Origin of the sequence: Modestobacter italicus (genome assembly GCF_000306785.1) — a bacterium.
In the GTDB taxonomy this organism is placed as follows: Bacteria; Actinomycetota; Actinomycetes; order Mycobacteriales; family Geodermatophilaceae; genus Modestobacter; species Modestobacter italicus.
This window is the reverse complement of the sequence record NC_017955.1, coordinates 4,526,585-4,551,996: the sequence shown is the minus strand read 5'-3', so window position 1 is coordinate 4,551,996 and position 25,412 is coordinate 4,526,585. Positions and strand designations below refer to the sequence as shown.

General features: G+C 73.8%; 28 protein-coding genes. 21 read left to right on the top strand and 7 right to left on the bottom strand.

The window, feature by feature from the left end; translation table 11 throughout:
- Positions 1 to 178 precede the first annotated feature (178 nt).
- The 4 genes from rho (at position 179) to prmC (ending at position 4,830) form a co-directional block, all read left to right on the top strand.
- Positions 179 to 2,452: a transcription termination factor Rho gene (rho, locus tag MODMU_RS21530; protein ID WP_014742500.1), complete on the top strand. Its 2,274-nt coding sequence runs from the start codon at positions 179 to 181 to the stop codon at positions 2,450 to 2,452.
- An 89-nt stretch (positions 2,453 to 2,541) separates the two neighbouring features.
- Positions 2,542 to 2,772 (top strand): 50S ribosomal protein L31, encoded by a 231-nt coding sequence (gene rpmE / locus MODMU_RS21525; protein ID WP_014742499.1) that lies wholly within the window; start codon positions 2,542 to 2,544, stop codon positions 2,770 to 2,772.
- A 112-nt stretch (positions 2,773 to 2,884) separates the two neighbouring features.
- Entirely contained in the window at positions 2,885 to 3,961 is a 1,077-nt protein-coding gene (gene prfA / locus MODMU_RS21520) for a peptide chain release factor 1 (protein WP_014742498.1), read from the top strand.
- The gene (gene prmC, locus MODMU_RS21515; protein ID WP_041795522.1) at positions 3,958 to 4,830 is read left to right on the top strand and encodes a peptide chain release factor N(5)-glutamine methyltransferase; all 873 of its coding nucleotides are present in this window, start codon (positions 3,958 to 3,960) and stop codon (positions 4,828 to 4,830) included. Before prfA ends, prmC begins: the two co-directional genes overlap by 4 nt.
- Here prmC and MODMU_RS21510 read toward each other — a convergent pair.
- A complete protein-coding gene (locus MODMU_RS21510; RefSeq protein WP_014742496.1) occupies positions 4,800 to 5,567 on the bottom strand; it encodes an endo alpha-1,4 polygalactosaminidase in 768 nt (255 codons plus the stop codon). The genes prmC and MODMU_RS21510 overlap by 31 nt on opposite strands.
- Positions 5,568 to 5,622: 55 nt before the next feature.
- On the opposite strand from MODMU_RS21510, the gene MODMU_RS21505 reads away from it, so the two are divergent.
- The 4 genes from MODMU_RS21505 to MODMU_RS21490 all read left to right on the top strand — a co-directional run bounded on the left by MODMU_RS21505 (position 5,623) and on the right by MODMU_RS21490 (position 9,703).
- Complete coding sequence (locus tag MODMU_RS21505) at positions 5,623 to 6,264, top strand: L-threonylcarbamoyladenylate synthase (protein WP_014742495.1); 642 nt, start codon at positions 5,623 to 5,625, stop codon at positions 6,262 to 6,264.
- A 397-nt stretch (positions 6,265 to 6,661) separates the two neighbouring features.
- The gene (locus MODMU_RS21500; RefSeq protein WP_014742494.1) at positions 6,662 to 7,969 is read left to right on the top strand and encodes a serine hydroxymethyltransferase; all 1,308 of its coding nucleotides are present in this window, start codon (positions 6,662 to 6,664) and stop codon (positions 7,967 to 7,969) included.
- Positions 7,970 to 7,973: 4 nt separating this feature from the next.
- Positions 7,974 to 9,245: a glycosyltransferase family 4 protein gene (locus tag MODMU_RS21495; protein WP_014742493.1), complete on the top strand. Its 1,272-nt coding sequence runs from the start codon at positions 7,974 to 7,976 to the stop codon at positions 9,243 to 9,245.
- Positions 9,242 to 9,703, top strand: a complete 462-nt coding sequence (locus MODMU_RS21490; protein WP_014742492.1) for a Cg1360 family ATP-synthase-associated protein — start codon at positions 9,242 to 9,244, stop codon at positions 9,701 to 9,703. Before MODMU_RS21495 ends, MODMU_RS21490 begins: the two co-directional genes overlap by 4 nt.
- A gap of 120 nt (positions 9,704 to 9,823) precedes the next feature.
- On the opposite strand, the gene MODMU_RS28745 is transcribed toward MODMU_RS21490, so the two are convergent.
- On the bottom strand, positions 9,824 to 9,982 hold the full coding sequence (locus tag MODMU_RS28745; RefSeq protein ID WP_166503574.1) for a hypothetical protein: 159 nt from the start codon (positions 9,980 to 9,982) through the stop codon (positions 9,824 to 9,826).
- A gap of 123 nt (positions 9,983 to 10,105) precedes the next feature.
- Between MODMU_RS28745 and atpB the strand changes: the two genes are divergently transcribed.
- From atpB to MODMU_RS21440, 10 genes are all read left to right on the top strand, one after another.
- Complete coding sequence (gene atpB, locus MODMU_RS21485) at positions 10,106 to 10,924, top strand: F0F1 ATP synthase subunit A (protein WP_014742490.1); 819 nt, start codon at positions 10,106 to 10,108, stop codon at positions 10,922 to 10,924.
- Between the two features lie 91 nt (positions 10,925 to 11,015).
- A complete protein-coding gene (atpE, locus tag MODMU_RS21480; protein ID WP_014742489.1) occupies positions 11,016 to 11,243 on the top strand; it encodes an ATP synthase F0 subunit C in 228 nt (75 codons plus the stop codon).
- 46 nt (positions 11,244 to 11,289) lie between these two features.
- Complete coding sequence (locus MODMU_RS21475) at positions 11,290 to 11,871, top strand: F0F1 ATP synthase subunit B (protein ID WP_014742488.1); 582 nt, start codon at positions 11,290 to 11,292, stop codon at positions 11,869 to 11,871.
- Positions 11,871 to 12,701 (top strand): F0F1 ATP synthase subunit delta, encoded by an 831-nt coding sequence (locus MODMU_RS21470; protein WP_014742487.1) that lies wholly within the window; start codon positions 11,871 to 11,873, stop codon positions 12,699 to 12,701. The genes MODMU_RS21475 and MODMU_RS21470 overlap by 1 nt, the downstream gene beginning before the upstream one ends.
- Positions 12,702 to 12,764: 63 nt before the next feature.
- Positions 12,765 to 14,402, top strand: a complete 1,638-nt coding sequence (gene atpA, locus MODMU_RS21465; protein WP_014742486.1) for a F0F1 ATP synthase subunit alpha — start codon at positions 12,765 to 12,767, stop codon at positions 14,400 to 14,402.
- A 1-nt stretch (position 14,403) separates the two neighbouring features.
- Positions 14,404 to 15,360: a F0F1 ATP synthase subunit gamma gene (locus MODMU_RS21460; RefSeq protein ID WP_014742485.1), complete on the top strand. Its 957-nt coding sequence runs from the start codon at positions 14,404 to 14,406 to the stop codon at positions 15,358 to 15,360.
- Between the two features lie 106 nt (positions 15,361 to 15,466).
- Positions 15,467 to 16,912, top strand: a complete 1,446-nt coding sequence (gene atpD / locus MODMU_RS21455) for a F0F1 ATP synthase subunit beta (protein ID WP_014742484.1) — start codon at positions 15,467 to 15,469, stop codon at positions 16,910 to 16,912.
- A 237-nt stretch (positions 16,913 to 17,149) separates the two neighbouring features.
- Positions 17,150 to 17,389: a hypothetical protein gene (locus tag MODMU_RS21450; protein ID WP_014742483.1), complete on the top strand. Its 240-nt coding sequence runs from the start codon at positions 17,150 to 17,152 to the stop codon at positions 17,387 to 17,389.
- A 152-nt stretch (positions 17,390 to 17,541) separates the two neighbouring features.
- Positions 17,542 to 17,931 (top strand): F0F1 ATP synthase subunit epsilon, encoded by a 390-nt coding sequence (locus MODMU_RS21445; protein ID WP_014742482.1) that lies wholly within the window; start codon positions 17,542 to 17,544, stop codon positions 17,929 to 17,931.
- Between the two features lie 36 nt (positions 17,932 to 17,967).
- Entirely contained in the window at positions 17,968 to 18,372 is a 405-nt protein-coding gene (locus tag MODMU_RS21440) for a DUF2550 domain-containing protein (protein WP_014742481.1), read from the top strand.
- Between the two features lie 2 nt (positions 18,373 to 18,374).
- Here MODMU_RS21440 and MODMU_RS21435 read toward each other — a convergent pair whose 3' ends face one another.
- A complete protein-coding gene (locus MODMU_RS21435) occupies positions 18,375 to 18,983 on the bottom strand; it encodes a cob(I)yrinic acid a,c-diamide adenosyltransferase (protein ID WP_014742480.1) in 609 nt (202 codons plus the stop codon).
- A 91-nt stretch (positions 18,984 to 19,074) separates the two neighbouring features.
- Between MODMU_RS21435 and murA the strand changes: the two genes are divergently transcribed.
- On the top strand, positions 19,075 to 20,355 hold the full coding sequence (gene murA, locus MODMU_RS21430) for a UDP-N-acetylglucosamine 1-carboxyvinyltransferase (protein ID WP_231851697.1): 1,281 nt from the start codon (positions 19,075 to 19,077) through the stop codon (positions 20,353 to 20,355).
- A gap of 10 nt (positions 20,356 to 20,365) precedes the next feature.
- Here the strand turns inward: murA and MODMU_RS21425 are convergent, their stop codons facing one another.
- From MODMU_RS21425 to MODMU_RS21410, 4 genes are all read right to left on the bottom strand, one after another.
- The gene (locus MODMU_RS21425) at positions 20,366 to 20,680 is read right to left on the bottom strand and encodes a hypothetical protein (RefSeq protein WP_014742478.1); all 315 of its coding nucleotides are present in this window, start codon (positions 20,678 to 20,680) and stop codon (positions 20,366 to 20,368) included.
- A gap of 80 nt (positions 20,681 to 20,760) precedes the next feature.
- A complete protein-coding gene (locus tag MODMU_RS21420; protein WP_041797400.1) occupies positions 20,761 to 21,789 on the bottom strand; it encodes a Gfo/Idh/MocA family protein in 1,029 nt (342 codons plus the stop codon).
- A 61-nt stretch (positions 21,790 to 21,850) separates the two neighbouring features.
- Positions 21,851 to 23,023 carry a sensor domain-containing phosphodiesterase gene (locus MODMU_RS21415; protein WP_014742476.1) on the bottom strand — a complete coding sequence of 391 codons (1,173 nt, stop codon included), beginning with the start codon at positions 23,021 to 23,023 and terminating at the stop codon, positions 21,851 to 21,853.
- A 65-nt stretch (positions 23,024 to 23,088) separates the two neighbouring features.
- The gene (locus MODMU_RS21410) at positions 23,089 to 23,835 is read right to left on the bottom strand and encodes a YqjF family protein (protein WP_014742475.1); all 747 of its coding nucleotides are present in this window, start codon (positions 23,833 to 23,835) and stop codon (positions 23,089 to 23,091) included.
- A 61-nt stretch (positions 23,836 to 23,896) separates the two neighbouring features.
- Between MODMU_RS21410 and MODMU_RS21405 the strand changes: the two genes are divergently transcribed.
- Both MODMU_RS21405 and nucS read left to right on the top strand, forming a co-directional pair.
- A complete protein-coding gene (locus tag MODMU_RS21405; protein WP_014742474.1) occupies positions 23,897 to 24,670 on the top strand; it encodes an enoyl-CoA hydratase-related protein in 774 nt (257 codons plus the stop codon).
- A 39-nt stretch (positions 24,671 to 24,709) separates the two neighbouring features.
- A complete protein-coding gene (nucS, locus tag MODMU_RS21400; protein WP_014742473.1) occupies positions 24,710 to 25,381 on the top strand; it encodes an endonuclease NucS in 672 nt (223 codons plus the stop codon).
- Positions 25,382 to 25,412 lie beyond the last annotated feature (31 nt).

Sequence of the window (25,412 nt, the reverse complement as noted above, 5' to 3'; positions counted from 1 at the left end):
CCCCCGGGCTGGCCTCACGCGGGGAGTTCGCCGCGATCCGTCGCCGCTGGACCGCCTCGCATCCACAGACCCGCCACTCCTGATCACCGCGCCGAGTCCAACTCCGGGCTCGCGCCGTGCGGGAGCGGGTCACCTCCTGCGCTGGTAGGCGCAGGTCACCGCAGGGAAGGACCTGTACGTGAGCGAGACCACCGACCTCATCGACGGCGCGAGCACCGCCCCGTCCGACGAGGCAGCTGCCGCCGCCGGGACGGCTCCCCGTTCCCGCCGCCGTGGCAGCGGGCTGTCCGGGATGCTGCTGCCCGAGCTGCAGCGCCTGGCCGGCGAACTCGGCATCCCGGGCACCGGGAAGATGCGCAAGAGCGACCTCGTCGCCGCCATCTCCGAGCGGCAGGTGGGCGGGTCCGACGGCGCCGCCGCCGCGCCGGCCCCCCGGACCGAGGAGACCCCGTCGTCCGCGCCGCTGGAGGCCCCGGTCTCCGGGGGCGCCAACGGCACCCCCGTGACGCCGCCGACCGCAACCGGTCCGGCCACCGACACCCCGGCCGCCGAGCCGGCTGCCGAGACCGCTCCGACCGGCCGTCGCCGCCGTGGCGCGAGCCGCCCCGCCGGCGCCCCGACCGCGGACGCCGCCGTCGAGACCCCGGCCGTGGACGCGTCCGTCGCGCCCGCGGAGCCGTCCGCCGAGGCCCCGACCGAGGCCCCGGCCGAGACCGTGACCCAGGCCCCGGCCGAGACCGAGCGCCCGCAGCGCGGCCGCAACCGGGACCGCGCCGAGCGGGCACCCCGCGAGGCCGGCGAGCGCGCCCCCCGCGACGGCGCGGAGCGTGCGCCCCGCGACGGTGCCGAGCGCGCCCCCCGCGAGACCGCCGAGCGCGAGGAGCGTGCTCCCCGCGACGGCAACCGGGCCGAGCGGGACGGCGAGGAGCGCGGCGGTCGCAACCGCGGCGACGGTGAGCCCAGCGGCAACCGCGGCGGCCGCAACCGCAACGACGGTGGCCGCGACGGCAACCGCAGCGACGGCCCCCGGGACGGTGGCCGCGACGGCAACCGCACCGAGGGTGCCCGCGACGGCAACCGCAGCGACGGCCCCCGGGACGGCGGCCGCGACGGCAACCGCACCGACGCCGGCCGCAGCGAGACCCGGAACGAGCCCCGGCCCGAGACGCGCACCGACGAGGACGACGACGACTTCGACGGTGGCGGCCGCGGCCGCCGGGGTCGCCGCTACCGGGACCGCAACCGCCGCGGTGGCAACGCCCCCGCCGGTCGCGAGCGGTTCGAGCAGGGCGAGCCGACCGTCAGCGAGGACGACGTCCTGCTGCCGGTGGCCGGGATCCTGGACGTGCTGGACAGCTACGCGTTCGTCCGCACCTCGGGGTACCTCACCGGCCCGAACGACGTCTACGTCTCGCTGTCGCAGGTGCGCCGCTACGGCCTGCGCCGCGGTGACGCGATCACCGGCGCCGTCCGCCAGCCCCGCGAGGGCGAGCGCAAGGACAAGTACAACGCCCTGGTCCGGCTGGACTCGGTCAACGGCCTGGACCCGGAGCAGGCGCGCAACCGCCCCGAGTTCACCAAGCTGACGCCGCTCTACCCGCAGGAGCGCCTGCGGCTGGAGACCGAGTCGCACCTGATGACGACCCGGATCATGGACCTGGTCATGCCCATCGGGAAGGGCCAGCGCGCCCTCATCGTCAGCCCGCCGAAGGCCGGCAAGACGATGGTGCTGCAGTCGATCGCCAACGCGATCTCGACGAACAACCCCGAGGTCCACCTCATGGTCGTGCTCGTCGACGAGCGGCCCGAGGAGGTCACCGACATGCAGCGCTCGGTGAAGGGCGAGGTCATCGCCTCGACCTTCGACCGGCCGCCGGCCGACCACACCACGGTCGCCGAGCTGTCCATCGAGCGGGCCAAGCGCCTGGTCGAGATGGGCCACGACGTCGTCGTCCTGCTCGACTCGATCACCCGGCTCGGCCGCGCCTACAACCTGGCGGCCCCCGCCAGCGGGCGCATCCTGTCCGGTGGTGTCGACTCCACGGCGCTGTACCCGCCCAAGCGCTTCCTCGGTGCCGCCCGCAACATCGAGAACGGCGGCTCGCTGACGATCATCGCCTCGGCGCTGGTCGAGACGGGGTCCACCATGGACACCGTCATCTTCGAGGAGTTCAAGGGCACCGGTAACGCGGAGCTCAAGCTGGACCGGCGGCTGGCCGACAAGCGGGTCTTCCCCGCCGTCGACGTGAACGCCTCCAGCACCCGCAAGGAGGAGATCCTCCTCTCGCCCGACGAGCTGGCCATCGTGATCAAGCTCCGCCGGGTGCTGTCGGCGCTGGAGCCCCAGCAGGCGCTGGAGCTGCTGCTCGACCGGATGCGGAAGACCCGCAACAACATCGAGTTCCTCATGCAGGTGCAGAAGACCACGCTCGGCGTGGGCGAGAAGGACTAGCCCGTACACTGGGCGATCGAGCCTGCGCCGCGCTCTGCGCTGCGGCGTCCTGACCACAGATCCTGAGACCAGAGAGAGGGTGCACCGGCATGAAGGCCGACATCCACCCGGACTACCACGTCACCACCGTGACGTGCGGTTGCGGCAACACGTTCACCACCAAGAGCACGGCGGCCGGCGGCACCATGACCGTCGAGACCTGCTCGGCCTGCCACCCGTTCTACACGGGCAAGCAGCGCATCCTGGACACCGGTGGCCGCGTCGCCCGCTTCGAGAAGCGGTTCGGCAAGCGCAACGCCGGCGCTCCCGCCGACAAGTAGCACTCCCGACGGCGCCCGCGCCGCCCTGCACCGGGGCGGCGCGGGCGCCGTCGTCATGTCCGCCCGCTGCACCTCCCGCGCTTTCGCGCGATCAAGCACACGAGGAGTGCCCGTGAGCAGTGCCGAGACCGGCGGCGACCGGCTCGCCGGCCTGCTCGCCGAGCACCGGGAGCTGGAGGCCGAGCTGGCCGACCCAGCGGTGCACGCCGACGCCGGCCGCGCCCGCCGGCTGGGACGGCGTTACGCCGCGCTCGCCCCGGTGGTGGAGACCGTCCGCGCCCTGGACGCCGCCCGCGACGACCTGGGCACCGCCCGGGAGCTCGCCGACGAGGACGCCTCCTTCGCCCGGGAGGCCGAGCAGCTGGAGGCCACGGTCACCGAGCTGACCGCCCGGCTGACCGAGCTGCTGCTGCCCAAGGACCCCGACGACGACAAGGACGTCATCCTCGAGATCAAGGCGGGGGAGGGCGGCGCGGAGTCCGCGCTGTTCGCCGGTGACCTGCTGCGGATGTACCTGCGGTACGCCGAGCGCCGCGGCTGGTCGACCGAGGTGCTGGAGGCCGTCGACGCCGAGCTGGGCGGGTACAAGGACGTCGCGGTGGCGATCAAGTCGCGCACCGACGAGGGCATCTTCTCCCGGCTGAAGTTCGAGGCCGGTGTGCACCGCGTGCAGCGGGTGCCGGTGACCGAGTCACAGGGCCGGATCCACACCTCCGCTGCCGGCGTGCTCGTCCTGCCCGAGGCCGAGGAGGTCGACGTCAGCGTCGACCCCAACGACCTGCGGATCGACGTCTTCCGCTCGTCGGGACCGGGCGGGCAGAGCGTGAACACCACCGACTCCGCCGTCCGGATCACCCACCTGCCCACCGGCATCGTGGTCAGCTCGCAGAACGAGAAGAGCCAGCTGCAGAACCGCGAGTCCGCGCTGCGGGTGCTCCGGTCGCGGCTGCTGGCGGCCGCCCGCGAGGAGGCCGCCGCGACCGCCTCGGACCAGCGGCGCAGCCAGGTGCGCACGGTCGACCGCAGCGAGCGGGTGCGCACCTACAACTACCCGGAGAACCGGATCTCCGACCACCGGGTCGGCTTCAAGGCGCACAACCTGGACGCCGTGCTGGACGGCGAGCTGGACCCGGTGCTCGACGCGCTGACCGCCGCGCACACCGCCGAGCTGCTGGCGGCCGGCTCCTGAGCGCACGCACCCTGCTCACCGAGGCCGCCCGCCGGCTGGCCGAGGCCGGCGTCGAGTCGCCCCGGGTGGACGCCGAGCTGCTGCTCGCGCACGCGCTGGGGGTGCCCCGCGCCCGGCTGCTGACGCTGGACGAGGTGCCCGCCGACGGGGCCGGCCGGTTCGCCGGGCTGCTGGACCAGCGGGCATCGCGGGTGCCGCTGCAGCACCTCACCGGCACCGCGCCGTTCCGGCACCTGGAGCTCGCCGTCGGGCCGGGTGTGTTCGTGCCCCGCCCGGAGACCGAGCAGATCGCCGGCTGGGTGCTCGAGCGGATCGCCGGCCTGACCGCGCCGACCGTGGTCGACCTGGGCAGCGGCTCCGGGGCCATCGCCCTGTCGGTGGCCGCCGAACACCCAGGCGCCCGGGTGGTGGCCGTGGAGCGGGACACCGCGGCGATCGAGTGGACCCGGCTCAACGCCGGCACCCGGGCCGCGGCCGGCGACACCCCGGTCGAGGTGCTGGCCGGGGACATGACCAATCCCGGGCTGCTGCGCGAGCTCGACGGCGCGGTGGACGTCGTCGTCTCCAACCCGCCCTACGTCCCCGACGACGCCCGGCTGCCCCGCGAGGTGGCCGACCACGACCCGCCGCTGGCGCTGTGGGGCGGCCCGGACGGCCTGGACGTCGTCCGCGGTCTGCTGGTCACCGCGGCCCGGCTGGTGCGACCCGGCGGGTGGCTGGGCATCGAGCACGCCGACCAGCAGGGCGGCGCGCTGCCGGCCCTGGTCCGCAGCGCCGGCGGGTGGACCGGCGTCGCCGACAACCCCGACCTCGTCGGCCGGCCGCGCTACACGACGGCTCAGCGCGCGGGGCACCACGCCGCGACGTAGCCCGGGTCGCCGGGCCGGGTGACGTCGAGGTCGCGTCGCTGCACGCTCAGGTCGGACAGCCCGCAGGCCCGGGCGAAGCCGGCGTCGGTGTACTCGACGTCCAGCACGCTCGGGTAGACGTCGGTGTAGACCGCGCACTCGTCGAACGCGGCGCAGTCCTCGGCGACCGCGTAGTCGAACCCGAGGTCGTCGTCGGCCAGCTCGGGGGCGTTCTTCTGCGCGATCGCGAGCCCGGCGGCGTGCGCCCGGTCGACCAGCAAGCCGGCCATGGCGACGGCGTCGTCCGCGTCCAGCAGCCCGGCGGACCGGGTCCAGCTGTCCAGGTTGTCCGGCTCGACGGCGTCGAAGCCGGCCGCGGCGCAGCCGTCGATCCAGGGGCCGACGACGGCGAGCACCCGGGCGCGGGCCTCGGCCGTCGAGGTGTCGACCAGGTGCTCGCCGGGCCATCCCGGGTCCTCCACCCGGTCGCCGTCCGCCCGGTGCAGCAGCAGGTCCTCGGGCCAGTCGGAGCTGCCCGGCTGGGTCTGGAAGGCGTTGACGTAGCAGGCCGACCAGAGCCCGGGCACCGGGTCGTCGGTGCGGTCGCGGACGACGCCGGTGGCACCGGGCGCGGGGTCGGAGGCGCCGCCCAGCTGGTAGTCCACCCGGGAGCCGGCGGCCGGGACCGGGTTGACCGGCCCGTCCTGCCCGGGCGACGACGTCCCGCAGCCGGTGACGGCGAGCAGGACCACGGCCACCGGCAGACCCCACCCCCGCACGCCCCGCACCCCAGGTGGGGGAGACTGCGGACCCGTGGCCGACGTCTTCGACTGCAGCGACCCCGACCAGCGCGAGGCCGGCCTCACGGCCGCGGCCGGCGCGCTGTCCCGTGGCGAGCTGGTCCTCCTGCCCACCGACACCGTCTACGGGGTCGCCGCCGACGCGTTCACCCCGGCGGCGGTCACCCGGCTGCTCGCGGCGAAGAACCGCGGCCGCAGCATGCCGGTGCCGGTGCTGATCGGGGAGGCCACGACGCTGTCCGGGCTGGTGGCGGTGCTCCCGCCGGTCGCCCACGACCTCGCCGAGGCGTTCTGGCCCGGCGGGCTGACCCTCGTGGTGGAGCACGCGCCGTCGCTGGCCTGGGACCTGGGGGAGGCGGAGGGCACGGTCGCCGTCCGGCTGCCGGACGACGACGTCGCCCGGGACCTGCTGCGCCGCACCGGACCGCTCGCCGTCTCCAGCGCCAACCGCTCCGGCCGCCCGGCCGCCACCTCGGCCGCCGAGGCGCAGTACCAGCTGGGCGACCACGCCGCCGTCGTCCTGAACGGCGGCTCCCGCACCGGCTCGGCCGCCAGCACCATCGTCGACTGCACCGCGCCCACCCCGCGGGTGCTCCGCCTCGGCGCGATCGACCTCGACCGCCTCCGCGAGGTCGTCCCCGGCATCACGGACTGACGGAGGACCAGAGCGGCCGCCCGGGACTGGGGGACGGGGTACGGACCCGCGGTGCGGAGCACCGCTGTATGAGGTCGGCGCGGGCCCGGAGGGTCCCGCCGGGATCGCACCCAGCGGCTCGGCGGGAGCCGGGAACGGCAATTGGCCGCGGTGCGGTCCGCAGGACCGCGATGTCACGGACCCGCGGTGCGGAGCACCGCTGTGCGAGGTCGGCGCGGGCCCGGAGGGTCCCGCCGGGATCGCACCCAGCGGCTCAGCGGGAGCCGGGAACGGCAATTGGCCGCGGTGCGGTCCGGAGGACCGCAGTGTCAGAGCGATACCGTGGTGCGACAGCCGCGCACCCGTCCAGTCCCGGCGCGCGCGGGTACCCGTACCGAGCCGCAGGAGTGCACCTCTGATGAGCACCCCCGCCACCACCCCGTACTGGGGGCCCGACTTCGACGCCCTCGCGGCGTTCGACCCGGAGATCTCCGGCGTCGTCGTGGACGAGCTCGACCGGCTCCGCAGCGGCCTGCAGCTGATCGCGAGCGAGAACTTCACCAGCCCGGCGGTGCTCGCCGCGCTGGGCAGCACGCTGTCGAACAAGTACGCCGAGGGCTACCCCGGCCGCCGGTACTACGGCGGGTGCGAGGTCGTCGACCGCGCCGAGGAGCTGGGCATCGCCCGCGCCAAGGAGCTGTTCGGCGCCGAGCACGCCAACCTGCAGCCGCACTCCGGGGCGAGCGCGAACCTGGCCGCCTACGGCGCCTTCCTGCAGCCGGGCGACACCCTGCTGGGCATGGCGCTGCCGCACGGCGGGCACCTGACCCACGGCACCAAGGTCTCCTTCTCCGGCAAGTGGTTCAACGCGGTGCAGTACGGCGTCGACCCGCAGACCGAGCACATCGACTACGACCAGGTCCGCGACCTGGCCCGCGAGCACCACCCGAAGCTGATCATCGCCGGCGGCTCGGCGATCCCGCGGCTGATCGACTTCGCCGCGTTCCGGGAGATCGCCGACGAGGTCGGCGCGGTCTTCATGGTCGACGCCGCGCACTTCATCGGCCTGGTCGCCGGCAAGGCGATCCCCTCGCCGGTGCCCTACGCCGACGTCGTGACCTTCACCACGCACAAGGTGCTGCGCGGCCCGCGGGGCGGCGCGATCGTCTGCAAGGCCGAGCACGCCGCGGCCATCGACAAGTCCGCGTTCCCGATGATGCAGGGCGGTCCGCTGATGCACGCGATCGCGGCGAAGGCGGTGAACCTCAAGGAGTGCCTGCAGCCGGAGTACCAGGTCTACGCCCGGCAGGTCGTCGCCAACGCCCAGGCGCTCACCGAGGGCCTGGCCGCCGAGGGTCTGCGCCCGGTCGCGGGCGGCACGGACACCCACCTGGCGCTGCTGGACCTGCGGGAGGTCACCGACACCGCGGGTGAGCCGGTCACCGGCAAGGTGGCCGAGGCCCGCTGCGACGCCGCCGGCATCGTGCTGAACAAGAACGCGATCCCCTTCGACCCGCAGCCGGCGTCGGTCGCCTCCGGCATCCGGGTCGGCAGCCCGTCGGTCACCACGCAGGGGATGGTCGAGAGCGACATGAAGTCGATCGCCTCGCTGATCGGCACCGCGATCCGGGACGCCGACGGCGCCCGCACCGCGGAGATCGCCGCCGGGGTCCGCGAGCTGGTGGCTGCCCATCCGGCGTACCCCGAGCCCACCCGGACCGCCTGACCCCATGCGCGAGTACGCCGTCGTCCTCCTCGCTGCGGCGCTGGTCACCTTCCTGGCCACGCCGGTCGTCCGGGTGGCGGCGGTCCGGTTCCGGGTGATGGCCGAGGTCCGCGACCGGGACGTGCACGTCATCCCCACCCCCCGCGGTGGGGGAGTGGCGATGTACCTCGGGGTCGCGGCCGGGGTGCTGGTCGCCTCGCAGCTGCCCTCGTTGCAGCGCAGCTTCGAGTTCAGCACCCAGACCATCGCCGTCCTGGTCGCCGGTGGGCTGATCTGCCTGCTCGGTGTCCTCGACGACCGGTTCGGGCTGGACGCGCTCACCAAGCTGACCGGCCAGATCGCCGCCGCCGGGGTGATGGTGCTGCTCGGCGTCCAGCTGGCGTTCCTGTTCCTGCCCGTCGCCGACATCGGCACCCTGTCGCTGGGGCCGGACGTCGGCGTGCCGGCGACGATCCTGCTCACCGTGTTCACCGTCAACGCGCTGAACTTCATCGACGGGCTGGACGGCCTGGCCGCGGGCGTGTCGGCGATCGCCGCGCTGGCCTTCTTCGCCTACAGCTACCACCTGGGCCTGGTCGGCTACGACGACGTCGCGAGCGCGCCGGCGCTGATCACCGCCGTGCTCGCCGGTGCCTGCCTGGGCTTCCTGCCGCACAACTTCAGCCCGGCCCGGATCTTCATGGGCGACTCCGGCTCGATGCTGGTCGGGCTGATGCTGTCGGCCGCGGCGGTGTCGGCCACCGGCCAGACGGACTCCCAGACGCTCGGATCGGCGGCGAACCTGCTGCCGCTGACCCTGCCGCTGCTGGTGCCGTTCGCGGTCCTCTTCATCCCGTTCATCGACCTGGTCATGGCCGTCGTCCGGCGGACCCGGCGGGGCCAGTCGCCGTTCAGCCCGGACAAGCTTCACCTGCACCACCGGCTGCTGTCGATCGGGCACTCGCACCGCCGCGCGGTACTGATCATGTACTTCTGGGCAGCGCTGCTCAGCTTCGGTGCCGTCGCGCTGTCGATCACCGGGGGGACGGTCGAGGTGCTGGTCATCATCGGCGCGCTGCTGGTGGTCGGCGTCGTGGTCGTGCTGAGCCCGCGGGCCCGCCGCGCGGCGATCGCCGCACGGGAGGCCGAGCTGGCCGCCCTCAAGGAGCGCAGCCGGGCCGCGCACCCGGCGAGCAGGGTGAAGGGCGGCGGACCTGCCGGCCCGACCGTCCCGGTCGCCGCACCCGCCACCCCCGGTCCGCTGCCGACCGGCCAGACGGCGGGGGTGCGGCGGTGAGCGGGCTGTTCGCCGAACGCACCGGGCCGCGCAGCCAGGCACCGTGGGACCTCTCCTTCCTGCGGGTGGGGGCGCTGGTCGCGCTCGCCGTCACCGTCGTCGCCGTGCCGGTCACCGGCCTGCTGGCCGGGTGGGCCGAGGCGGTGGGCGTGCTGGTCGGCGCCGCGGTCGTCACGGCCTTCTTCTGCGTCTCCGGCCTGGTCATCGCCTGGGCCGGGAAGATCGACGACACGTACACCCTCCCGGCGGCGCTGGGCACCTTCGGGGTGAAGGCCTTGCTGCTGTTCGCCCTGCTGAACGCCCTCCCGGAGGAGGGGTGGCTGGACCGCCGCGCGCTGGCCTGGGCGGTGATCGTCGGGGCGCTGCTGTGGAGCGCGGTCCAGCTCCGCTGGGTCTGGACCCGGCAGCTGTACTACGTCCCCCCACCGCCCCCTCCGGGCTCTGGCACAGCGGACTGACAGGCCGGGCTGCGGAACTGCCGGAAATCCGCCGGACACGCGGCTGATAGGGTCCGATCCGATGGCCGAGGACACTCCCACCCCAGGGGGCGCCCGACCACGACCTGCGAGTCCAGCACGTCAGCCCAGCGGCAGCGGGGCGGACACCGGCTGGGCGGTCACCGGGACGATGATCTCCGGGATGGCCGTGTGGGGCGGGGCCGGGTGGTTGCTCGACCGCTGGTGGGACATCACGGTGTTCTTCCCGGTCGGCATCATCTTCGGCATGGCAGTGGCCATCTACCTGGTGGTCAAGAGGTACGGCGCCGCCGACCCGCTCCCGGGCCGGCCGGCGACGAAGACCCCGGGCGGACGACGGAGCCGGCCAGGGACAGTGACGACAAGGACGCAGAAGGGACAACGGTGACCTCCAGCGCCCTCGCGCTCGGCGACGTGCTCGCCGCCAACGGCGAAGGCTTCGAAGCCCCGGGTCTCGGCGAGTTCTACCCCGAGGTGATCGCCAACTTCTCGGTGCTCGGGGTCGACTTCGAGATCACCCGCATCACGCTGATCCTCTGGATCGCGACCCTGGCGCTCGTTGCCTTCCTCCTGCTTGCCTCCCGGAACGCCAAGATCGTCCCGAGCAAGCTCCAGTTCGTCGGGGAGACCGGCTACTCGCTGGTCCGCGACGGCATCGCCCGCGACGTGGTCGGTCCGCGCGGGTTGCCCTTCGCGCCGTTCCTGGCCTCGCTGTTCTTCTTCATCCTGGCGAACAACCTGATGGCGATCATCCCGTTCGCGCAGATCTCGCCGATGAGCAAGTTCGCCTTCCCGCTGGTGCTCGCCGCCATCTGCTGGGTGCTCTACATCTACATCGGCATCCGCGAGCAGGGCGCCGGGAAGTACTTCAAGGACATCCTGTTCCTGCCCGGCGTCCCGAAGCCGATGTACATCCTGGTGACGCCGATCGAGATCCTGCAGAACTTCGTCGTCCGGCCGTTCACGCTGGCCGTCCGACTCTTCGCCAACATGTTCGCCGGCCACATGCTGCTGGTGGTGTTCTCCCTGGGCGCGGTCTACCTGTTCCAGGTGGGCAACTACTCGGTGATCTTCGGCCCGGTCTCCGCGCTGATGGCGATCGTGATGACCTTCTTCGAGCTGCTGGTCATCTTCCTGCAGGCCTACGTCTTCACCGTGCTGATGGGCACCTACCTCAACGGGTCCATCGAGGCCGAGCACTGAGCCGCACGGCTCCCTGAACTGCACCACCCCGCACGATCCCGCCAGCCGCCCGGAACGATCCGGGCGACCGACACAGGAGGAACACCCCGCAATGGACGTTCTGGCAGAACTGACCGGCAGCATCGGCTCGGTCGGTTACGGCCTCGCCGCGATCGGCCCCGGTATCGGTGTCGGCATCGTGTGGGCGGCCTACATCCAGGCCACCGCCCGCCAGCCCGAGTCGGCCGGCCTGACCCGGACCTACGCGTTCCTCGGGTTCGCGCTCTCCGAGGCGCTTGCGCTGATCGGCTTCGTCGTCCCCTTCGTCTTCGGCACCTGATCCCGCTCTCCTGAGCGCGGATCCCGACACCTGGATGGTGGACACCATGCTGATCTGGGCAGCTGAGGAAGACCAGAACCCGCTCCTCCCGCCCCTGGGCGAGATCATCATCGGCCTGATCGCCTTCGCGATCGTGCTGTTCGTGATGTTCAAGTTCGTCGCCCCGCAGTTCGAGAAGGCATTCGTCGCCCGGCGCGACGCGATCGAGGGCGGGATCGAGCGGGCCGAGGCCATGCAGGCCGAGGCCAAGGCGGCGCTGGAGCAGTACCGCGCCCAGCTCGCCGAGGCGCGCACCGAGGCCGCGCAGATCCGTGATGCCGCGCGCGCCGAGGGGCAGCAGATCATCGAGGAGCTCCGCGCGCAGGCGCAGGAGGAGTCGGCCCGCATCGTCGCCCGCGGCGAGGAGCAGCTCGCTGCCTCCCGCCAGCAGGTGGTCACCGAGCTGCGCGCGCAGATCGGCACCCTCGCGGTGGACCTCGCCGGCCGGGTGGTCGGGGAGTCCCTGGCCGACGACGCCCGCCGCAGCGGGACCGTCGACCGGTTCCTCGACGACCTCGACGGCATGACCGCGGCCAGCAGCGACGGCCGCGGGGGCAGCTCGGTGTACGTCCCGCAGGACGCCCGCTGATGCACGCCTCCAGCCGGGCTGCGATGGAGCAGTCGCGGGCAGCGCTGACGGCGCAGACCGGTGGCGCCCGCAGCCGCACCCGCGGCGAGGCGCTGCTGGTGCTGGCCGACGAGCTGTTCGCCGTGGCGCACCTGCTCGACGGCCAGCTGTCGCTGCGCCGGGCGCTGTCGGATGCGTCGGTGCGGCCCGACGACCGCGCTGGGCTGGCCCAGCGGCTGTTCGGCGGCAAGGTCGGCGAGGCCACCCTCGACGTCGTCCAGACCGTCGCCCGGCAGCGCTGGTCGCGCCCGCTGGACCTGGTCGAGGCGACCGAGACGCTGGCCACCGAGGCGGCGCTCGACGCCGCCGACGCGCGGGGCGAGCTGGCCGACGTCGAGGACGAGCTCTTCCGGTTCAGCCGGATCGTGGCCGGCGACGACGACCTCGCGCGCATCCTGGGCAACCGCTCGGCGCCGCGCGAGGGCAAGAGCGCGCTGCTGGACCGGCTGCTGTCCGGCAAGGTCAGCCCGGTCACCGAGCGGCTCGTGCGGAACGCGTTGACCAGCTCGCACGTGCACAGTGCGGAGAACGAGATCGAGCGGCTCTCCACCGCGGCGGCCCGTCGGCGTGGCCAGTCGGTCGCCCACGTGGTCAGCGCGGTGCCGCTCACGGGCATGCAGGAGCAGCGGCTGGTCGCCGTGCTCGAGCGGATCTACGGGAGGACCATGGGCCTGCAGGTCCAGGTCGACCCGGAGGTGCTCGGGGGTCTCGTCATCCGGGTCGAGGACGAGGTCATCGACGGCTCCATCGCCCACCGACTCGAGGCCGCCGGCCGGCGGCTGGCCGGCTGACCCGGCCGCACCGACCGACCGACCGCTCACCACAGACACACCAGCAGAAGAGGACGCGAAGCCATGGCCGAGCTGACGATCTCCGCGGACGAGATCCGCAGTGCCATCCAGAACTACGTCTCCGACTACACCCCGGACGTCTCCCGCGAGGAGGTCGGTGTCGTCACCGAGGCCGGCGACGGCATCGCCCGGGTCGAGGGCCTGCCCTCGGTCATGACCAACGAGCTCCTCGAGTTCGAGGGCGGGGTGCGCGGCCTGGCCCTGAACCTCGACGTGCGCGAGGTCGGCGTGGTCATCCTCGGCGACTTCGCCGGCATCGAGGAGGGCCAGACGGTCCGCCGCACCGGCGAGGTGCTCTCCGTCGCCGTCGGTGACGGCTACCTCGGCCGGGTCGTCGACCCGCTGGGCAACCCGATCGACGGGGCCGGCGAGATCGCCACCACCGGCCGTCGCGCGCTGGAGCTGCAGGCGCCCACCGTGGTGCAGCGGCAGTCGGTGCACGAGCCGATGCAGACCGGCATCAAGGCGATCGACGCCATGACGCCGATCGGCCGCGGTCAGCGCCAGCTGATCATCGGTGACCGGCAGACCGGCAAGTCCGCGATCGCGCTGGACACGATCATCAACCAGAAGCAGGCCTGGGCCACCGGCGACCCGTCGCAGCAGGTCCGCTGCATCTACGTCGCCGTGGGCCAGAAGGGCTCCACCATCGCCGCCACCCGCGCGGCCCTGGAGGACGCCGGCGCGATGGAGTACACGACCATCGTCGCCGCCCCCGCCTCGGAGGCCGCCGGCTTCAAGTACATCGCCCCCTACACCGGCTCGGCCATCGGCCAGCACTGGATGTACGAGGGCAAGCACGTCCTGATCGTGTTCGACGACCTGTCCAAGCAGGCCGAGGCCTACCGCGCCGTCTCGCTGCTGCTGCGCCGCCCGCCGGGCCGCGAGGCCTACCCCGGCGACGTCTTCTACCTGCACTCCCGTCTGCTGGAGCGCTGCGCGAAGCTCTCCGACGACCTCGGTGCCGGCTCGATGACCGGGCTGCCGCTGATCGAGACCAAGGGCAACGACGTCTCGGCGTACATCCCGACCAACGTCATCTCGATCACCGACGGGCAGATCTTCCTGGAGACCGGTCTGTTCAACTCCGGTGTGCGCCCGGCGATCAACGTCGGCGTCTCGGTGTCCCGGGTCGGTGGCTCGGCGCAGATCAAGGCGATGAAGTCCGTCGCCGGCCGCCTGCGCCTGGACCTCGCCCAGTACCGCGAGCTCGAGGCCTTCGCCTCGTTCTCCTCGGACCTGGACGCCTCCAGCCGGGCCACCCTGGACCGCGGGCAGCGCCTGGTCGAGCTGCTCAAGCAGGGGCAGTACTCGCCGTACCCGGTCGAGCGCGAGGTCGTCTCCCTGTGGCTGGGCACCACCGGCAAGCTGGACAAGGTGCCGGTCCCCGACGTCCGCCGCTTCGAGTCCGAGTTCCTCGAGTTCATCGGCCGCGGTGACAACCCGATCTTCGACACCATCCGCTCGTCGAAGAAGCTCGACGACGACACGGTGGGCAGCCTGGAGCGGGCGGTGGAGACCTTCTACGGCCAGTTCACCACCTCCGACGGTGAGTCGCTGCAGGTCAACGACCCCGAGGTCGAGGCCCTGGACGCCAGCCAGCGCGGCCAGGAGACCGTCCAGGTCAAGCGGAGCGCCTGACGTGGCCGGTTCCCTCCGCGCGCTGCGGCGCCGGATCCGCTCCACCCAGTCGACGAAGAAGATCTTCTCGGCCCAGGAGCTGATCGCCGGTGCCCGCATCGTGCGCGCGCAGGCCCGGGTGGAGGCCTCCAAGCCCTACGCCCGGGAGATCACCCGGGTGCTGTCCGCGCTCGCCAGCTCGGCGAGCCTGGACCACCCGCTGCTCACCGAGCGGGCCGACGCCCGCCGGGTGGCGGTCCTGGTGATCACCTCCGACCGCGGGTTCGCGGGCTCCTACAACGTCAACGTCCTGCGCCGCACCGAGGAGCTCCTCGGGCTGCTGCGCAACGAGGGCAAGGATCCGGTGCTCTACGTCGTCGGCCGCAAGGGCGAGACCTACTACCGGTTCCGCGACCGCGAGTTCGCGGAGTCCTGGACCGGGTTCTCCGAGCAGCCGAACTACTCCGACGCCCAGGAGGTCGGCCGCACGCTCATCGACGCCTTCACCGCCGGTGAGGACGACGAGGACGGCGGCGCGGGTGCCGACGGCATCCTCGGGGTCGACGAGCTGCACATCGTGTTCACCGAGTTCCGCTCGCTCCTCTCCCAGGTCCCGGTCGCCAACCGGATGGCCCCGCTGGTCGTGGAGGAGGTCGAGGAGTTCCGCGACGAGCGGGAGTCGGGGCGCACCAGCGAGATCCCGACCTCCTACGAGTTCGAGCCGTCGGCCGAGGCGCTGCTGGACGCGCTGCTGCCGAAGTACGTCACCACCCGCATCTACGCGGCGATGCTCGAGGCGGCCGCCTCGGAGTCGGCGTCGCGGCGGCGGGCGATGAAGTCGGCGTCGGACAACGCCGAGGAGCTGGCGAAGAACCTCGCCCGGCAGGCCAACCAGGCCCGGCAGGCGGAGATCACCCAGGAGATCAGCGAGATCGTCGGCGGTGCCGACGCGCTGGTGTCCGCAGGCAGCGACGACTGAGCCGCAGCGCACCACCGAGCACGGCCCCGGTCGCGGCGGCGACGACCGCGACCGGGGACACTGAAGACGTAGGACCACCGAGCCCCAGGGCAGGAGAGCAACACAGATGACCGTCACCGAGGACCGTCCGAGCACCCAGGAGACCACCGGCGCCGGCCGGGTCGTCCGGGTCACCGGCCCGGTCGTCGACGTCGAGTTCCCCCGCGACGCGATGCCCGACCTGTTCAACGCGCTGAAGGTCGAGGTCACCCTGGCCGACCTGGGCAAGACGCTGACCCTCGAGGTCGCCCAGCACCTGGGCGACAACGTGGTCCGCACCATCTCCATGGCCCCGACCGACGGCCTGGTCCGCGGCGCCGAGGTCCGGGACACCGGTTCCGCGATCTCCGTGCCCGTCGGCGAGGCCGTCACCGGGCACGTGTTCAACGCGCTCGGCGAGTGCCTGGACACCCCCGGCTACGGCACGGACGCGCCGCACTGGACCATCCACCGGCACGCGCCCAAGTTCGACCAGCTCGAGGGCCGCACCGAGCTGCTCGAGACCGGCATCAAGGTCATCGACCTGCTGACGCCCTACGTCAAGGGCGGCAAGATCGGCCTGTTCGGCGGGGCCGGCGTCGGCAAGACGGTGCTGATCCAGGAGATGATCCGCCGCGTCGCCCAGGAGTTCGGTGGCGTGTCGGTGTTCGCCGGCGTGGGTGAGCGCACCCGCGAGGGCAACGACCTCATCACCGAGATGACCGAGTCCGGCGTCATCAACTCGACCGCGCTCGTGTTCGGCCAGATGGACGAGCCGCCGGGCACCCGGCTGCGGGTCGCGCTGTCGGCGCTGACGATGGCGGAGTACTTCCGCGACGAGATCCAGCAGGACGTGCTGCTGTTCATCGACAACATCTTCCGGTTCACCCAGGCCGGCTCCGAGGTCTCCACGCTGCTGGGCCGCATGCCCTCCGCCGTGGGGTACCAGCCGACCCTGGCCGACGAGATGGGCGAGCTGCAGGAGCGGATCACCTCCACCCGTGGCCGGTCGATCACCTCGCTGCAGGCGATCTACGTGCCCGCCGACGACATCACCGACCCGGCGCCGCACACCACGTTCGCCCACCTCGACGCGACGACCGTGCTCTCCCGGCCGATCTCGGAGAAGGGCATCTACCCGGCCGTCGACCCGCTGGACTCCACCAGCCGGATCCTCGACGCGCAGTACGTCGGGCAGGAGCACTACGACATCGCCCGCGAGGTGCAGCGGATCCTGCAGCGCTACCAGGAGCTGCAGGACATCATCGCGATCCTCGGCATCGACGAGCTCGGTGAGGAGGACAAGGTCACCGTCAACCGGGCCCGGCGTATCGAGCGGTTCCTCTCCCAGAACATGTTCGTCGCCGAGGCGTTCACCGGTCAGCCGGGGTCCTACGTCCCGCTGACCGAGACCCTGCAGGCATTCAAGGCGCTCACGGTCGGCGAGTACGACCACGTGCCGGAGCAGGCCTTCTTCATGTGCGGTGGCCTCGAGGACCTCGAGCGCAACTACGACAAGCTGAAGAAGAGCTGACGCAGGACCACTCCTGACGGCCGGCCGGGCACCCCTCACGGGGTGCCCGGCCGTTCTCGTCCCCGCGTAACGGCAGCCCGTCCCGGCTCTGCACGGTGGGCGCCCGGGCACGCGCGGTCCCGAACCGCCATCCGATCGGGTGGTGCTGGGCCCGCAGGTCTCCACCCTCGGCGTGGCGCGGCCGATCATGCAGGCAGTGCGTCCGAGCAGCGGACGCCCCGCCCAGGAGCCGGACGCGTGCAGCGCAAGAGGTCCTCCCTGCCCCCTCCCACCCGCGGGATCGCGGCGGGCCCCGCCACGGACGCCAGCGACCGGCCGCTGCCCCAGGACGCCCTCGACTGGAGCTGGCCGCCCTACGCCCCGGTCGAGGCCGACGACGAGCCGTTCGACACCGGGCAGTGGGCACCCTCGTCGGTGGTGTCGCACCCGCGGCTGCGGGTGGGGCGCTGGACGCTGCTGTACCGCCGCTCCGCCTGAACCGCCGGGCCGCTGCCCCGCGCGGGCCCGGGCTGCGGCGCAGCCCGCCTCCGCCCGCCGCTAGAGTGGGTCCACACGTCGCCGCGTCCGTCCGGGCCGGCGACCCCGCGCCGCCGGCCTGACCGCCGGCCGGTGGAACCCCGAGGAGTGTCGTGGCGACCCTGCAGGTCGAGCTCGTGGCCGTGGAGAAGATGATCTGGTCCGGGGAGGCCACCATGGTCATCGCCCGCACGACCGAGGGCGAGCTCGGTGTCCTGCCCGGTCACGCCCCGCTGCTCGGCGAGCTCGCCCCCGGTGGCGTGGTGCGGATCCGCCCCGAGTCCGGCGAGGACCTCGTCGTGGCGGCGCACGGAGGCTTCCTCTCCGTCACCGAGCGGGGCGTGTCGATCCTCGCCGAGACCGCGGAGATCTCCACCGACATCGACGTCGAGCGCGCCCGTGAGGCGCTGCGCCGGGCCGAGCAGGACGGCGACGACCCCGAGGCCCTCGCCGCCGCCCGCCGCGCGCAGTCCCGCCTCCGCGCCGCCGGCCAGGACGCCTGAGCCCCGCACCCCGCTCCCGCCGACCGCACCCGCCCGGTGACCACCGCCCTGCTGGTCCTCGTCGGGTTGCTGCTCGTCGGCCTGGTGGCCGCCTTCCTGCTGCGCCGCCGGTTCCTGCTCTCCGGGCTGGGCGCGGTCACCATGTGGCTGCGCCCGCCGGGTGCCCCGCGATGGGCCGTCGGCGTCGCCTGGTACTCCGGGGAGACCCTGCTCTGGTACCGGGCGCTGTCGCTGTCGGTCCGGCCGCACCGGCGGCTGTGCCGCTCGCAGTTCCAGATCGACGCCCGGCGCACCCCCACCGGTGACGACCTGTCCCTGCCCGCCGACAGCGTGATCCTCACCTGCCGCACGGGTGCCGGACCGCAGGAGCTGGCGATGGACTCCTCGACGGTGACCGGCTTCCTCTCCTGGATCGAGTCGGCGCCGCCCGTCGACCGCTGACGTCAATCCGTGCGCTTGGCGGCCCGCTGGGCGTGCACCCCGCTGTGCGCGCCGGGCTCCCACAGCACGTCACCGTCGGGGTTGGCGGCCCGGGCGAGGATGAACAGCAGGTCCGACAGCCGGTTGAGGTAGCGCGCGGTCTCCGGGTTGGTGCGCTCGCCGTCGGCCTCGAGCAGGGCCCACACGCTGCGCTCGGCCCGCCGGGCCACGGTGCGCGCGGTGTGCAGCAGCGCCGCGAGCGGGGTCCCGCCGGGCAGCACGAACGAGGTGAGCGCGGGCAGCTCGGCGTTCGCGGCGTCGCAGGCGGCCTCCAGGCGCTCGGTGTAGGCGGCGGTCACCCGCAGCGGCGGGTGCTCGGGCGCCTCCTGCACGGGCGTGGAGAGGTCGGCGCCCACGTCGAAGAGGTCGTTCTGCACGCTGCGCAGCAGCTCGACGACGGCGGCGGACGGCGCCCCCAGCGCGACGGCCACCCCGAGCGCGCTGTTGGTCTCGTCGACGTCGGCGTAGGCCACCAGCCGCGGATCGGTCTTGGCCACCCGGGACATGTCCCCGAGGTGGGTCTGCCCGGCGTCACCGGTGCGGGTGTAGATGCGCGTGAGCCGGACCGTCATGCGCCGAGGGTAGCCACAGGAGCGGCCGTCCTCCGCGCGGTGGGACCCGGCTGCGCGGCCACCGTAGGGTGGCCGGGTGGATTGCTTCGAGGTGACCGGTGGGACCCCGCTGCGCGGTCGGGTCCGTGTCACCGGCGCGAAGAACAGCGCGTTGAAGCTCATGGCGGCGGCGCTGCTCGCCCCGGGCCGGACGACGCTCGACGAGGTCCCCGACATCCTCGACGTCTCGATCATGAGCGAGGTGCTGCGCCGGCTGGGCTGCGGCGTCAGCTTCGAGCGGTACGCGCCGACCGCGGGCGGCAGCCCGAGCGGTGGTGGCCGGGTGCTCATCGACGTGCCGGAGGAGCCGTCGTCGGAGACCGACTACGACCTGGTCCGCCGGATGCGCGCCTCGATCAGCGTGCTCGGCCCGCTGGTCGCGCGGCTGGGGACGGCGAAGGTGGCGCTGCCCGGCGGTGACGCGATCGGCTCGCGCGGCCTGGACATGCACATCGCCGGCCTGGAGCGGCTGGGCGCGACCGTCGTCAACGAGCACGGCTTCCTCATCGCCACCGCGCCGAAGCTCGTGGGCACCTCCATCTGGCTGGACTTCCCCTCGGTCGGCGCGACCGAGAACCTGGTGATGGCCGCCGTGCTGGCCCAGGGGACGACGATCGTGGACAACGCCGCCCGCGAGCCCGAGATCGTCGACCTCTGCCGGATGCTGGTCGCGATGGGCGCCGTGATCGACGGAGCCGGCACCTCGACGATCACCGTCGAGGGCGTGCAGGACCTGCACCCGGTGGAGTACACGACGGTGCCCGACCGGATCGTGGCCGGCACCTGGGCCATCGGCGCGGTGATGACCCGCGGGGACCTGGTGATCGAGCGCGCCGTCGCCGAGCACCTCACCGTGCCGCTGGAGAAGCTGGTCAGCGCCGGCGCGACGGTCGAGCCGCGGGCCGACGGCGTGCGGGTGAGCATGACCGAGCGGCCCCGCGGCGTCGACGTCGTCACGCTGCCGTTCCCGGGCTTCCCGACCGACCTGCAGCCGATGGCGGTGGCGCTGGCCGCCGTCTCCACCGGCACCGCGCTGATCACCGAGAACGTGTTCGAGGGCCGGTTCATGTTCGTCAACGAGCTGGTCCGGCTCGGTGCCGACGTGCGCATCGACGGCCACCACGCGGTGGTCCGGGGCCGCGAGCGGCTCTCCAGCGCCCCGGTGCTGGCCACCGACATCCGGGCCGGGGCCGGGCTGGTGCTGGCCGGGCTGCTCACCGACGGCGTCACCGAGGTGCAGGACGTGCGGCACGTGGACCGCGGCTACCCCGACTTCATCGAGCAGCTGCGCGGCGTCGGCGTGCAGATCGAGCGGACCGAGCGACCGGACTGAGCCCGGCGGCTCACTTCCCGCCGAAGGAGAGGGCGAGCGCCCGGGCCCGGTCCAGGTCCTCGGGGAAGACGAGCACGTCGGCCCGGTGCGCGGCGGGCTCGCGGATCGTCGACCGGATGCCGGCGTCGGAGAGCACCGCGCGCAGCGCCAGGGCCGACTCCCGGCGGGTCAGCGTGGCAACCGGGGTGAGCAGCTCCTCGCGCTGGCGCGGCGCCGAGGAGCCCGAGGCGAACGCCCAGCGCAGGAAGACCGCCAGCATCGCCACGACGAGCAGGGCGATCCCGGGCCCCACCAGGAAGTGCATGCTCCCGGCGTCGATCGGCACGGCACACCTCCTCGGGCGCTGCAGGTCTGCGGCCGAGTGTGCCACTCCTCCGCCGGGCCCGGAGCCGCCGGCGACGGCCGTCAGGACAGCGCGACGACGACGCCCTCGGTGGCGCTGCGGCGGGCGGCGTCCAGGACGGTGAGCGAGGCGACGGCATCCCGGCCCTCGACCGGCAGCGGGCCCTCGCCGCGGACCGCGCGGGCGAACGCCGGGTAGAACTCCGACCACGCGCCGGGCACGGTCGGCTCGGTGCGGCTCTGGTCGCCGCGCTGCACCCGGCCCCACCGCTTGGGCGGCTCGGCACCCCAGCCGGCGCCCAGGGTGGCCGGCGTCTGGCCGGCGATCAGCGCGGCCTCCTGCCCGTCCATCGGCCCGCTGACCACGTAGCTGCCGGTCGTGCCGGTGACCCGGAACCGGTCGCCCGGCGCGCCCTCGCTCCAGCTGCCGTACAGGTGCGAGGTCGCCCCGGAGGTGTGGGTCAGCGCGACGAAGACGTCGTCGTCCAGGCCGCTCTCCCGGACCCGCCACTCGGCGTACACCCGGGCGACCGGGCCGAGCAGCACCAGCGCCTGGTCGACCAGGTGCGCGCCGAAGTCCAGCAGGGTGCCGCCGCCCGAGGCGCCCGGGCCGGGGTCGGGGGTGAACCGCTCGAACCGCGACTCGAAGCGGGTGACCGTGCCGAGCTCGCCGCGGTCGACGAGCGAGCGGACGGTGCGGAAGTCGGAGTCCCAGCGGCGGTTCTGGTACGGCGAGAGGGCCAGCCCCAGGCGCTCGGCCCGCTCGACGCTGGAGCGGGCCGCGGCGGCGTCCAGCGCGAACGGCTTGTCGCAGACGACGGCCAGGCCGAGGTCGAGCGCCTGGTCGGTCAGCGGCGTGTGGGTGCCGGCCGGGGTGGAGATCGACACCGCCTCGGCACCGGCGGCGGCGAGCTCGTCGAGCGAGTCGAAGGCGCGGGCGCCGGGGTGCTCGCGGGCCAGCAGCTCGCGCCGCTCCGCCGACGTCGTCACCACGCCGAGGAACGCGCACTCCGGGGCCGCGGCGAGCAGCGGGGCGTGGAACCACCGGCCGCCGAAGCCGTAGCCCACCAGTCCGAACCGAACGGGTTCCATGCCGTTGCTCCCTGCCTCGACGACGCTGTGCCCACCGATCATGTCGGTCGGCCCCGACGGGTCACAGCAGCGGGGCAGGCCGCCCGTACAGGTGGCCCTGCGCGAACTCCACGCCCAGCTCGCGCAGCGCCGCCGCCTCCTCGACCCCCTCGGCCACCAGCCGGGCGCCGGTGGCCGCGGCGAAGCCGACCATGGCCGCGACCAGCGCCTGCCGGGCCAGGTCGGTGTGCACGCCGGCGACGAGGGCGATGTCCAGCTTGATCACGTCCGGCCGGAGGCGCAGGACGTGCCGCAGGCTCGCGTACCCGGCACCGGCGTCGTCGACGGCGAGCAGGACACCGGCTGCGCGGAGGACGTCCAGCACGGCCAGCAGGGCGTCGTAGTCCTCGACCGGGCTGTGCTCGGTCACCTCGACCCCCAGGTCGAGGTGCTGGTGGGCGAGCAGCAGCTCGGTCACCGACGGGCGGAGCAGGGCCTGCGGGGACAGGTTGACGCCCAGCGGGCGCCCGGCCGGGAGGCGGGGCGCCACCGCGAGCGCCGCCCGGGCGGCCAGCTCCTCCAGCTCCCCGCCGAGGCCGGCGGCGGCCGCGTCGCTGAACAGCTCGGCCGGGCCTCCCGCGACGTCCGGGAAGCGGGCGAGCGCCTCGTAGGCGACGGTCCCGCCGGTGGCCAGGTCGACGACCGGCTGCACGTGGGTGACCACCGCACCCTCGGCCAGCACCGCGCGCACCCGCTCGCCGGGGTCGACGGGGGGCGGTGGCGCCGGCTCGGCCAGCCGGTCGCTGATCAGGTCGGCGAGCAGCTCCAGCGTCCGCGAGGCCGCGCCGTCGAGCTGGGCGCCGTCGTCCCGGCTCAGGCAGCACAGCATCCCGACCGGCCGGCCGTCGGGCGACCGGACCGGCGCCCCCACGTAGGACCCGATGCCGAGCTCGGCGGTGACGGGGAGGTCTCGGGTGCGGGGGTTGCGGCGGGCGCCGGTGACCACCGGCGGGAGCTGACCGCTGAGCACCCGGACGCAGTAGGAGCCCTCCAGCGGCGGCTGCATGCCCTCGTGCACGTGCATGGCGTCGAGCTCGCCGCTCGCCGCCTGGATCCGCTGGGCGCCCTCGGTGAACGTCGACATCCAGGCGACCTCCATGCCCAGCCGCTCCCGGGCCGAGTCGAGGACGCGGTGCAGCCAGGTGGGGGAGAGGCTGACGGACGGCGGTGCGGAGGACGGCGGGATCCCGTTCACGCCCGGATTGTCGCCCAGCCCGGCGCCGAGCGGAACGTCCGCGGCCAGATGTCGCCGCGGGGTGCTCAGCTCCCGGCGGGCCACCGCTGCGGCGGACCGAACCGGACCGCCACGCCCGCCGAGTACAGGACGCTGTCCGGCGCCCCGGTGACCGCGGGCAGCCCCGCCGCGGCCAGCAGCGACTCGTCGAGGGTGAGCAGCTCGGCGCGGTGCAGCGGCCACTCGGCGTGCTCGTTGGGCCAGTAGACCGGGCCGCGCCGGCCGGGGCGGTGCAGCCCCCAGCGCGCGGTGAGGAAGGTGCCGAGCGGGTCACCGGGGGGCAGCTGCTCCCCGACCCGCACCTCGATCCGGCTGTGCGCGCCGCGGGGCCCGGGCCAGCGCCGGGTGGAGGTGTAGCCGAGCCGGTCGCCGTCCCGGGTGACCCGCATGCCGGCCCACGTGTAGGGCAGCCGGGCCACCCAGCGGGCGGCGAGCACCGGCAGCAGGCGGGAGGCCTCCAGCGACCGGAAGACGACGCCGCGGCGGCCCTGCGCGTCGACGGAGTACAGCCGCACGTTCGTCTCCGGGAACGAACCCAGGTAGGGCAGGCCGGGGGCCCCGAGGAAGCCGATCCGGCGCATCCGGAACGGGATGAGCCCGACGTGGGTGACCCCGTCGAGGAGGTCGGGCACGGTGCCGGGCGGGAGCAGCGGGGCCACCAGGGCGGGGTCCACGGCCCAGTGCAGGAAGGTCAGGTCCCGCCACTCCTGCGTGAAGACGGTGCGCCCCACCGGCCGCGGCGAGGTCGCGGTCAGGGGCTCGGGAGCGGTCACCCCGCCCAGTGTCGTCCGCGCGCCCGTTGCCCGTCCGGCGGTGACGTGGTGGGGTCGCGGCATGACCACCGACGGCGCACCGCGGACCGAGCGGGACGGCGACACCGTCCGCGTCACCATGACCCGGGGGGCGAAGCGCAACGCGCTGTCCCGGGAGCACCTGACGCAGCTGCTGGCCGCGGTCACCGCGGCGGGGGAGAGCGACGCCACGGCCATCGTGCTGGCCGGGGAGGGTCCGGTGTTCAGCGCGGGCCACGACTTCGCCGACGTGGCCGGCCGGCCGGTCACCGAGGTGCGCAGCCTGCTCGCGCTGTGCACCGAGCTGATGGAGACGCTGCAGTCGGTGCCGCAGGTGGTGGTCGCCCGGGTGCACGCGCTGGCGACGGCGGCCGGCTGCCAGCTGGTCGCCTCCTGCGACCTGGCCGTCGCCGCCGAGTCGGCCGGCTTCGCCGCGCCGGGCGGCAAGGGCGGCTGGTTCTGCCACACCCCGATGGTCGCCATCGCCCGCAACGTCGGCCGCAAGCGCGCCATGGAGCTGGCGCTGACCGGCGACGTCATCGACGCCCGGACGGCGCTCGACTGGGGCCTGGTCAACCGGGTCGTCCCGGACGACGAGCTGGACGACGCCGTCGCGGACCTGGTTGCGCGGGCGACCCGCGGCTCGCGGGCGAGCAAGGCGTGGGGCAAGGCGACGATGTACGCCCAGCTCGACCGCCCCGAGCGCGACGCCTACGGGGTGGCGGTGGAGGTGATGGCCTCGGCCAGCCAGCTGCCCGGCGCGGTCGAGGGCATGACGTCGTTCCTGGAGAAGCGCCCGCCGGTCTGGACGGACTGAGGGAGGACCCCCTGCCCGGCCGGGGTAGCGTCGCCGTCCGTGCGTCTGGTCATCGCCCGCTGCTCCGTGGACTACATCGGACGGCTCACCGCCCATCTCCCGCTCGCCACCCGGCTGCTGCTGGTCAAGGCCGACGGCTCGGTGTCCGTGCACGCCGACGACCGGGCCTACAAGCCGCTGAACTGGATGAGCCCGCCGTGCTCGCTCAAGGAGGAGCTGGTCGACGGCGCCGGCACCTGGACGGTGACCAACAAGGCCGGTGAGCAGCTGGTCATCACCGTCGAGGAGGTGCTGCACGACCACCGGCACGAGCTGGGCGTCGACCCCGGGTTGCAGAAGGACGGCGTCGAGGCCGAGCTGCAGCGGCTGCTGGCGCTGCACGTGGAGACCTTCGGCGAGGGCTGGTCGCTGGTGCGCCGGGAGTTCCCGACCGCGATCGGCCCGGTCGACCTGCTCTGCCGGGACGCCGCCGGCACCACGGTGGCCGTGGAGATCAAGCGCCGCGGGGAGATCGACGGCGTCGAGCAGCTGACCCGGTACCTGGAGCTGCTCAACCGCGACCCGCTGCTGGCGCCGGTCAAGGGCGTGTTCGCCGCCCAGGAGATCAAGCCGCAGGCCCGGGTGCTCGCCGCCGACCGGGGCATCGACTGCGTCACCGTCGACTACGCCGTCCTCAAGGGCACCGACGACCCCTCCGCCCGCCTCTTCTAGCGCCGGCGCCGACGGCGTCCGGGGCCTGCGG

What these genes read in the sequence shown, in the direction of transcription:
- rpmE (WP_014742499.1), top strand. Translation starts at nt 2,542, where the DNA reads ATGAAGGCCGACATCCACCCGGACTACCACGTCACCACCGTGACGTGC.
- MODMU_RS21500 (WP_014742494.1), top strand. Translation starts at nt 6,662, where the DNA reads ATGAGCACCCCCGCCACCACCCCGTACTGGGGGCCCGACTTCGACGCC.
- MODMU_RS21495 (WP_014742493.1), top strand. Translation starts at nt 7,974, where the DNA reads ATGCGCGAGTACGCCGTCGTCCTCCTCGCTGCGGCGCTGGTCACCTTC.
- MODMU_RS28745 (WP_166503574.1), bottom strand. Translation starts at nt 9,982, where the DNA reads ATGGCCACTGCCATGCCGAAGATGATGCCGACCGGGAAGAACACCGTG.
- atpE (WP_014742489.1), top strand. Translation starts at nt 11,016, where the DNA reads ATGGACGTTCTGGCAGAACTGACCGGCAGCATCGGCTCGGTCGGTTAC.
- MODMU_RS21475 (WP_014742488.1), top strand. Translation starts at nt 11,290, where the DNA reads ATGCTGATCTGGGCAGCTGAGGAAGACCAGAACCCGCTCCTCCCGCCC.
- MODMU_RS21470 (WP_014742487.1), top strand. Translation starts at nt 11,871, where the DNA reads ATGCACGCCTCCAGCCGGGCTGCGATGGAGCAGTCGCGGGCAGCGCTG.
- atpA (WP_014742486.1), top strand. Translation starts at nt 12,765, where the DNA reads ATGGCCGAGCTGACGATCTCCGCGGACGAGATCCGCAGTGCCATCCAG.
- atpD (WP_014742484.1), top strand. Translation starts at nt 15,467, where the DNA reads ATGACCGTCACCGAGGACCGTCCGAGCACCCAGGAGACCACCGGCGCC.
- MODMU_RS21435 (WP_014742480.1), bottom strand. Translation starts at nt 18,983, where the DNA reads ATGACGGTCCGGCTCACGCGCATCTACACCCGCACCGGTGACGCCGGG.
- MODMU_RS21420 (WP_041797400.1), bottom strand. Translation starts at nt 21,789, where the DNA reads ATGGAACCCGTTCGGTTCGGACTGGTGGGCTACGGCTTCGGCGGCCGG.
- MODMU_RS21405 (WP_014742474.1), top strand. Translation starts at nt 23,897, where the DNA reads ATGACCACCGACGGCGCACCGCGGACCGAGCGGGACGGCGACACCGTC.